Source organism: Archangium sp. (assembly GCF_057119385.1).
Genome location: NZ_DBNGVP010000198.1, coordinates 1 through 7,423, shown reverse-complemented (window position 1 = coordinate 7,423; position 7,423 = coordinate 1). Strand labels below are relative to the sequence as shown.

4 protein-coding genes and 1 pseudogene are annotated in these 7,423 nt (G+C 67.0%); 3 read left to right on the top strand and 2 right to left on the bottom strand.

All coding sequences use genetic code 11. From position 1 onward, the window contains the following. The 3 genes and pseudogenes from AC16DP_RS45945 to AC16DP_RS45935 all read left to right on the top strand — a co-directional run. Positions 1–812: pseudogene (locus AC16DP_RS45945) on the top strand (hypothetical protein); the annotation flags it as partial. Beyond that, complete coding sequence (locus AC16DP_RS45940; RefSeq protein ID WP_329734601.1) at positions 809–2,149, top strand: hypothetical protein; 1,341 nt, start codon at positions 809–811, stop codon at positions 2,147–2,149. The pseudogene AC16DP_RS45945 and the gene AC16DP_RS45940, both read left to right, overlap by 4 nt. Before the next feature lie 487 nt (positions 2,150–2,636). Then, a complete protein-coding gene (locus tag AC16DP_RS45935; RefSeq protein WP_329734600.1) occupies positions 2,637–4,859 on the top strand; it encodes an FG-GAP-like repeat-containing protein in 2,223 nt (740 codons plus the stop codon). 103 nt (positions 4,860–4,962) lie between these two features. On the opposite strand, the gene AC16DP_RS45930 is transcribed toward AC16DP_RS45935, so the two are convergent. Then, positions 4,963–5,853, bottom strand: coding sequence for a DUF2381 family protein (locus tag AC16DP_RS45930; RefSeq protein WP_329734599.1), 891 nt, complete (start codon positions 5,851–5,853; stop codon positions 4,963–4,965). A gap of 8 nt (positions 5,854–5,861) precedes the next feature. Beyond that, positions 5,862–7,423: serine/threonine protein kinase (locus tag AC16DP_RS45925; RefSeq protein ID WP_483957085.1), on the bottom strand; the 1,562-nt coding region annotated here is incomplete at its 5' end.

The window sequence follows — 7,423 nt, the reverse complement described above, 5'->3', positions numbered from 1 at the left end:
AGCAGGCCCCTGTCGCGCAGGGGCAGGGCACCCTGGCCTCGCTGGTGGATGAGGGGGTTGGGCACACGCGGGAAGCGGTGAAGGCAAGGCTGGCGGCGGCGGAGCTCGAGGCCACGGGCCCGCGCCTCCCCAAGGACGTGGCGGTGCTCGAGAAACACCGCCCCGCCCTCGAAGCCCCGCCGCCCGAGGCCCGGGGCAACCCGCGCTGGCGCGAATACGTGGAGTACTACCACGAGCGCTTCAAGGAGGTGGAGAGTGGCACGGCCGCCGAGGGCCCCCTCAAGTGGGCTCCCTACGAGCAGCTGCGCGGGTGGTTTGCCCGGGGCATGGCCTTCGAGCGCGACATGGTGAAGCTGCTGCGAGAGGACGCACAAAAGCCTCGGTCACAGCGCCGCTTCCTCGGGGATTTCGACAGGCCTCTCGTTGAAATCCAGGTGGGCGTGAGGAAGCCGGGCACCGGCCTGCGCTTCGCGGATGTGCTCGTCATCGAGGAAGGCGCGCTCGGCGCAGGGCCACGGCGCGTGGAGTCCTTCAGCTTCAAGAGCCGCGACCTTTCGGGATTGAAGTACGAAGATCTGAAGGCGCAGATCGTTACGGATGCGAAGGAAGCTTTGAGCAAGTACGGCGAGACGCTGAATATCCGCCGAGGCGCCCTCCAGTCCCTTCTCCACGAGGGCAGCGAGGTGCCCGTCCAGCGGGTCCGCCTCGTCTACGAGGGAGGCGCACTCAAGCCCAAGGATGTAAAGCTGTTGGAGAGAGCCGTGAACGAAATCAAGAAAGCCGCTCCTGGAGTGGAGGTGCTGTTCCAATGAAAGTATTAGAGCCTCACGGCATGAAGCCCGAGGACAGCATCCTGCTCATCTTCGACGGTGCGTTCAATTCACAGGCAGCGCTGGAGCGCGAGGTGGAGCCCTTTTTCCAGGCGCTCGAGGAGTACGCCGGTGGGTGGAGGCCGGACGTCGTCAAAGGCAAGTGGCAGCGCAAGTACGCCCGCGCCGCCCTCTGGAAGTCGCTGGAAGAAAAGCGCGATGGGTCCGGGACGTCCATCGGGCTCTACCGGACGAAGTGGCCCGCGTTGGATATGTCGTTCGGGCTCTGGTTTCCACCGCAGCCTCCCGAACTGAGAATCCTCATCAACGTGAAGCCGCTCTCCTTCTTCGCGGAGGCGGAGCGCTGCCAGCACTTCGTGGAAATGGTGCGCGCCTGGGCTTCCTGTTATCCCGTCACGTATGCCGAGGTCCACAGTCTTGATGACATGCAGTTGGCGGGCTCTCCCTTCTTCGGACGCGACGAAAAGACTTCTCGGGAGAACGGTTTCGACAAAATCTACGCGGTGTGGTGGCTCAACGTCTTCGGCCCCCATCTGGTGGAAACCGTGGGCCGTGAGCGCATGCTGTCCACCCCAGCCCACCGTGTGGAGGAACTGCCCAACGGCTCCGTCCTCCTGGTGACGTGGCCCACGGCGGCGGACTTCGCCAGCAAGGAGGCACGGCTCGCACAGGCCCGCGCTCACGCCCACCTCCGGCCAGACCTCGACTTCGACACCATTCTGAGCACCTTGCATGAGCGCAGTGCCATGCTCACCCCCGTGGAACCCCGCTTCCCCCCGGAGCTGGCCTCGCTTCTCTCCCGGGTGGTGGACCAGGCCGCCAGTCACGAGCGCCAGCGGAGGATTGCCGAGCTCAACGCATGGCAGCCACCCGAGCCCGAGGAGTGGCGCCCTGCTGACTCCGCCCTTCCCACCGACGTGGAGGACCCGGAGCGCGCTCGCGAGCACTACAGTACCCTCGCCGAGCACCTCGTGGCGCTGCTGCACTCGGAGGTGCCCTCGGTCTTCGCGGCTACGCCCGAGTCGCTCACGGATGCCGACTTCTACTTCTGGCGCGAGGAATTCCCGAAGAGCCGCCTACGGGAAGCCATTGATGATCACGCGGTGCCCGCCATTGGCGCGTACCTGGGTGAGGTGCTGGTGCGCAACCTGGGCGGCAGGTGGATTCCACGCCAGAAGCTGGAGGAGGCCCAGGTGCTCGTGGGCAACCGCGTGTGGTTGCCCTTCGTCCGGGCCCGCAACTACATGCGCTCGCGACAGTCGCTGCTGGACTACTCCCTCACCCACCTCTACCGCGTGGCCGAGCGGCACAGGAGCTGACCACCAGCGGGGAGCTCGGGAGATGTCCCTGCTCGGGTTGTCCATGGTCCAAACAGGCAAGCGCCTGAAGGCCCCCCCTTCCTCCCCCACCCGCCAGGCAGGAAGGCTTCAATTCGAGCAGTCTTCGCCGGAGCTGATCGGCCAGGGAGGCGCTCTCCCCAGCGCCAGAGTCATCAGAAGGTGACATGACCGGGACATAGCCCGGGAACAGGCTCCCGGCGCAATGACACACATCACCCCTTCCCGTCCCGGGTGTCTGTGATTGAGGCGCTCCTGGAAATAGAGCCGCGCCCCCTGTGACCTCCGCCCATGCGGAACGGCCACGAGCGCCTTGAAGATTGACAGTCGCGGCTCATTCTGTTTCAATTCCGGCATTCCCTGGGGGACCCGCAAGGCACGCGATTCGCGACCAGTGCGGAGGGCGGCCGTGACGTGTCCGTGACGCGGCTTTCCCGCCCCCTCACCTGGAACAGCGAAGGAGTGCCGCATGCCGCATCCCCGATCCCCTGTCGGTTCCCCCTCACGCCGGTGGTCCATCCCACTGGCCCTGACGCTCACCACCCTGCTCGCGGGCTGTGGCGGCCCCCTGGAGCCGGACGACCCCGCCCATCGCACCAGCGAGAGCGAGCCGCATCCCACCGTCAACCCCATCGCGCCCGCGGCGCCCATGCTCGAGGCCATTCCGGACACCGTGCTCTGTGACGCCGAGCGATGTGCCGGCGCGGAGCCCCTCCGGACCGTCAGCGCCGCCGCGCTCTACCGCACCGGCAAGCACGGCCGCGGCACCAACACCCAGCTTCCCATCCCGCAGAACCTCCAGCTCGCGGACATCGACGCGGACGGCTACTCCGACTTCGTCCAGTACACGAGCAACAAGCTCTTCGTCTCCAAGACGGACTTCAACAAGACGGGCATCCTCCACCTCTACGCCAACCGCCCCATCAAGCGCGTGCTGCTGGGCGACTTCAGCGGCGGCGGGAGCGATCAGACCTGCACCATCACCGACGACAACGCGCTGGCCTGCTATGGCGTCAGCCCCGACCGGCGGGAGCTCTGGTGGTGGTTCACCCAGGGCTCGTTCCTCGGCGACAACGAGGACGCCATCGTCGCCGACTTCGACAACGACGGCCGCGACGACGTGCTCGTCTACCCGCGCGGCGGCGGCGCGTACCGCATGTACTCCGTCAAGGGGAGCTGGTTCTTCAACCCCACCCCGAGCTTCAGCGCCGGCAACCTCGGCACCGCCGCCGCGGGCCTCCAGCTGCGCGCGGGTGACTTCAATGGCGACGGCCGCGATGACCTGATGATCATCAACGGGTACCGCCAGGTGCTCTATTACGTCTCCGTCTGGGACGGCACGTCCCACACCTTCTGGTGGGCCTTCACCAGCGTGGGCGGCTTCGTCGGCGTGGATGATCAGGTCACCGTCGCCCGCATCGACGACAACGCCGCCGACGACTTCGTCCTGCGCAACAGGATCACCGGCGCCACGCGCTTCCACCGCATGGACTACAACGGCGGCTACCCGCCGGCCATCACCGCTCCCGGGCTCGGGCAGATCAGCGCCGCCGGCAACAGCCAGATCTTCTGGGGCTACATGCACGGCTCGCTCAGCGAGCCCGGCTCCTACTGGCGCGACGACGCCATGGTGTACGAGCAGGGTTGGAACGGGTTCGCTCGCGCCGACGCGCGCTGGGACGGCTCGCAGCTGACCTACTGGTGGGTCTACAACCAGTACGCCCCCAACAACCACACCGGCTGGGCCACCTTCACGGCCAAGCCCTGGCTGCTGCTCAAGTGCAAGTTCTCGGACATCGCCACCACGCCGCAGACCGACCAGTTCTACCGCGACCTCATGTACAGCGCGCTCGTCCCGTACTGGCGCGAGGTGTCCTACGGCTCGTGGGACCTGTCCGGCAGCACGGTGAAGGATGGCTGGTACACCATGTCCATCACCAACGCCGCCTGGTCTCAGCCGACGGTGAGCCGCTGGGACCGCGTGGGCTACTGCATGAACGCCTACGGTGGCTCGACGGCGGGCTATGTGAATGTGATTGGCCTGGTCAACGGCGAGGGTGACGCTGGCAACCATGGGGGCCGCGTGCTCGCCACGCCCAACAGCTCCAACTCCACGTTCCTCGCGCACGAGACGGGCCACACGTTCGGCTGGTGGGACCACTCGTTCGACGACACCACGCGCAAGGCCGCCGACTGGTCGGCTCCCGGCGAGTACTACGATCACTGGGACATCATGAGCGCGATGAACGTCAGCGCCTTCTCGCACCCGCAGGGCGTGGTCGCCGGCCCGGAGATGAACGCGCCGTACCGGACGAAGCAGTCGTTCATCCCGGCGCACCGCCAGACGCGGCTCGTCCCCGGCACCAGCTACCAGACGTGGCGCTCGAACATCGCCGCGCTCAACCGTCCCGAGGCCAACGGCCCCCTGATGGTGCGCATCGGCAACGACGACGCGAACTACTACACCCTCGAGTACCGCATGCCGAGCGGTTGGGATCAGGGCATCCCGCGCGCCACCGTGCTGGTCCACCGCGTCACCAATGGCATCTCGGTGCTCATCACCGCCAACGGTGGCCCGGAGCGGCTGGCCGGCTCGTCGAGCAGCTACACGCTGGGGGGCCGCACCTTCACGGTGACGGTCAACGCGTTCGCCGCCGCGGGCTACACCGCCGACGTCAGCGTCACGTACTGACGCAGCGCCGCTGCAACTGGAACCGAGCGGGGCCGTGCCGGGTGCGCACGCCCCGCTCTTTCCTTTGGAGGCCGGAGGGGCTGGCCTTTCTTGGAGTCACGGTCTACGGCAACGGCACCTTGGGGAGGGTGAGGGTGCGGCCATCCGCCCCCCACAGACGGAGCATCACCTCTCCGCGAAGAGTTCCACGCGCTGCGTCTGCTTCAAAGAATACTCGCCGGGACTGCTGGGGCGGGATGGGTTCAGCCTGCCCGACGCGCACGCCCTCCAGCAGTATCTCGCCAGCAGCGCTCGTCAAGGACGCGCCCTCTACGCGCCAGGGCGTGGTGCCGGAGTTCAGCAACCACACCTCTCCCGCCACGGTTTTCAGGGACCGATAGGTGATGACTCGCCAGGTGGAGAGGGCGTCGTCCGATTCCTGTTGAGTCGGCCCCAACTTCAACTCCAGCGCTGGGATGCCGGTGTCGTTCAATGCTCCAGCGAGAAGAAGGCCACGGAGCCCACCGGACTGGGTCCGTTGGGCGCGGAGCCGCTCGACCTCCTCCTGCAGCTCCTGGTTCTTCGCGTGCTCCTGGGCATTCTCCTGGAGCAATGAGGCCCGGGAACGCGGGTCCCGGTACACCTCCACCTGCCGGGTCGAACGCCCCGGGTGGGCCACCAGAGAGAAGGTCACACTCTGCGCTCCTCCTTGGAGACGCGCCGTGAGCCGAAGCCGCTCTCCAGGCACCATGTCCGGTGGTGGAACGAGGCTGAAACTGCTCCTGCCGCGCAACAACTCAGCGAAGCGGACCTCATCCTGAAGCTCGACGTCCACTGGGGTGTCGAAGAGGAAACCCGTGAGAAGACCTGGACTGACGCATACCTCCGCGTTGACCCGAGGAGCCATGGATAACTCGATGCGTTCGATGTCCTCACAGGGATGCGTACCGGGCGGCTGTTCCGGGTTTACCTGGAGAAGCAGGGCCACCAGGGAGGCAGATGCGGTGTGCGGCATGGGTGGCTCTACTCGAAGCGCTCGACGGCCTGAACGGAGACAGAAGAGTGGATGATCGGCCGGGCAGCCGTACTCCCAGTCTCCAGCGCAACGCCGAGCGGCGGGTACACGCCGATCGTCATCATCTGAAGACACACGGGCACTGTTTCCCCACCAGGCAACGTGGCCTTGGTGAAGCGACCGTAGACGCGCTCCGCACCGAAGTAGAGGCGTCCAGTGAAGATGGTCCAATCGGGGAAGAGGCCCCACGGGCCGATGATCTCGGCGGAAATCTCCCCCTCGCGCACGGGCATGAGGCGGCCCCCCTGACGCATAGTGCCCAAGATCGCGCCATGGGCCGCCTTGAAACCGAGCTCGTAGCGCGCATGAGCCTCTACCGCTCCAGGCGGGCACTCCTCAGGAGGGGGCTGGGGACGCGCTTTCGGCGTGCTCACACAGCCAGCGCTGGCAACACAGCCGGCGGCAACCAGGGTGCGGATCGTCTTGGACTTCTGCATCGTGGGCTCCTCGTTGTTCGTCGCGGCGGCGACGGGCGCGGGCAGTGGGGCCGCGCTGGGCGTAGCTTCCGCCACCCTGGCCGGAGGCACGACTTCCTGACCAGAAGCGTCCTGAAGCGTCGCATGTGCGGAAGGCGACGCTGTGCGTGGGGTGCCACCGTGAAGCGCGTACAACAGGAGAGCCAGAGCCGAAGTGAGTCCGAGCCCGCTAGCAGCCCACCACCACCGGGAGAAGTGGCGTCCGGGTTTCGCCGGAACTGGTGGGCTGTTGTGGCCGCTTCTCGGAAACATCGGTGTGCGCCAGGAGGAGTCCGCCTGGGTGCACTGCTCCAGCAGGTCCTCCGCGAGTGCCTTCGCGTCCGGGTATCGGTCCTCGAGCTTCTTCTCCAGCAACGCCATGCACACGTCGCTCAACACCGGGGGCACACGCGGGTTGAGCTCATGCGGAGCCGGCGGCGTCTCCTCGAGGATGGCCCGATTCAACCCGGGGTTGTTCCGGTCTCCAAAGGGGAGCGTGCGCGTCAACAGCCCGTAGATGACGACGCCCAGGGCCCACAGGTCATCTCCCGGGGAGAAGGGGTAGTGCTCGCCCTCCCACTGCCGGGCGAAGCGCAACACCTCGGGGCTGCGGTACTCGGCGGTGCCCGGCGGCAGCCGCATGGTCAGCCGGAGGGCTCCCTCCTTGAGGCCCGCCGCGCCGAAGTCCACCAGCACCGGCTGCCCGTCCGACTCGCGCATGATGATGTTGGCCTCCTTGATGTCCCGGTGCACCACGCCCGAGGCATGCACGTCCGCCAGGGTGAGCGCCAGGGGCAACAACACCCGCATCACCAGCTCGAGCGCGGAGGGATTCTCCCGGGCCGCCCAGGCGTCGAGCGTGAGGCCCTCGACGAGCTCCAGGGCCAGCACGAGGAAGCGCGGCTCCTCCTCGGGCCAGAGGCCATAACCGTGGAAGGTCACCACGTTGGGGTGCCGCACCAGGCGCAGCGCGGCGGCTTCCCGGTCACCTCGAGGGTGGAGGGCCACCAGCTTGACGGCGTAGGGCTTTCCGCTCCGCCTCGCGCGGTACACGG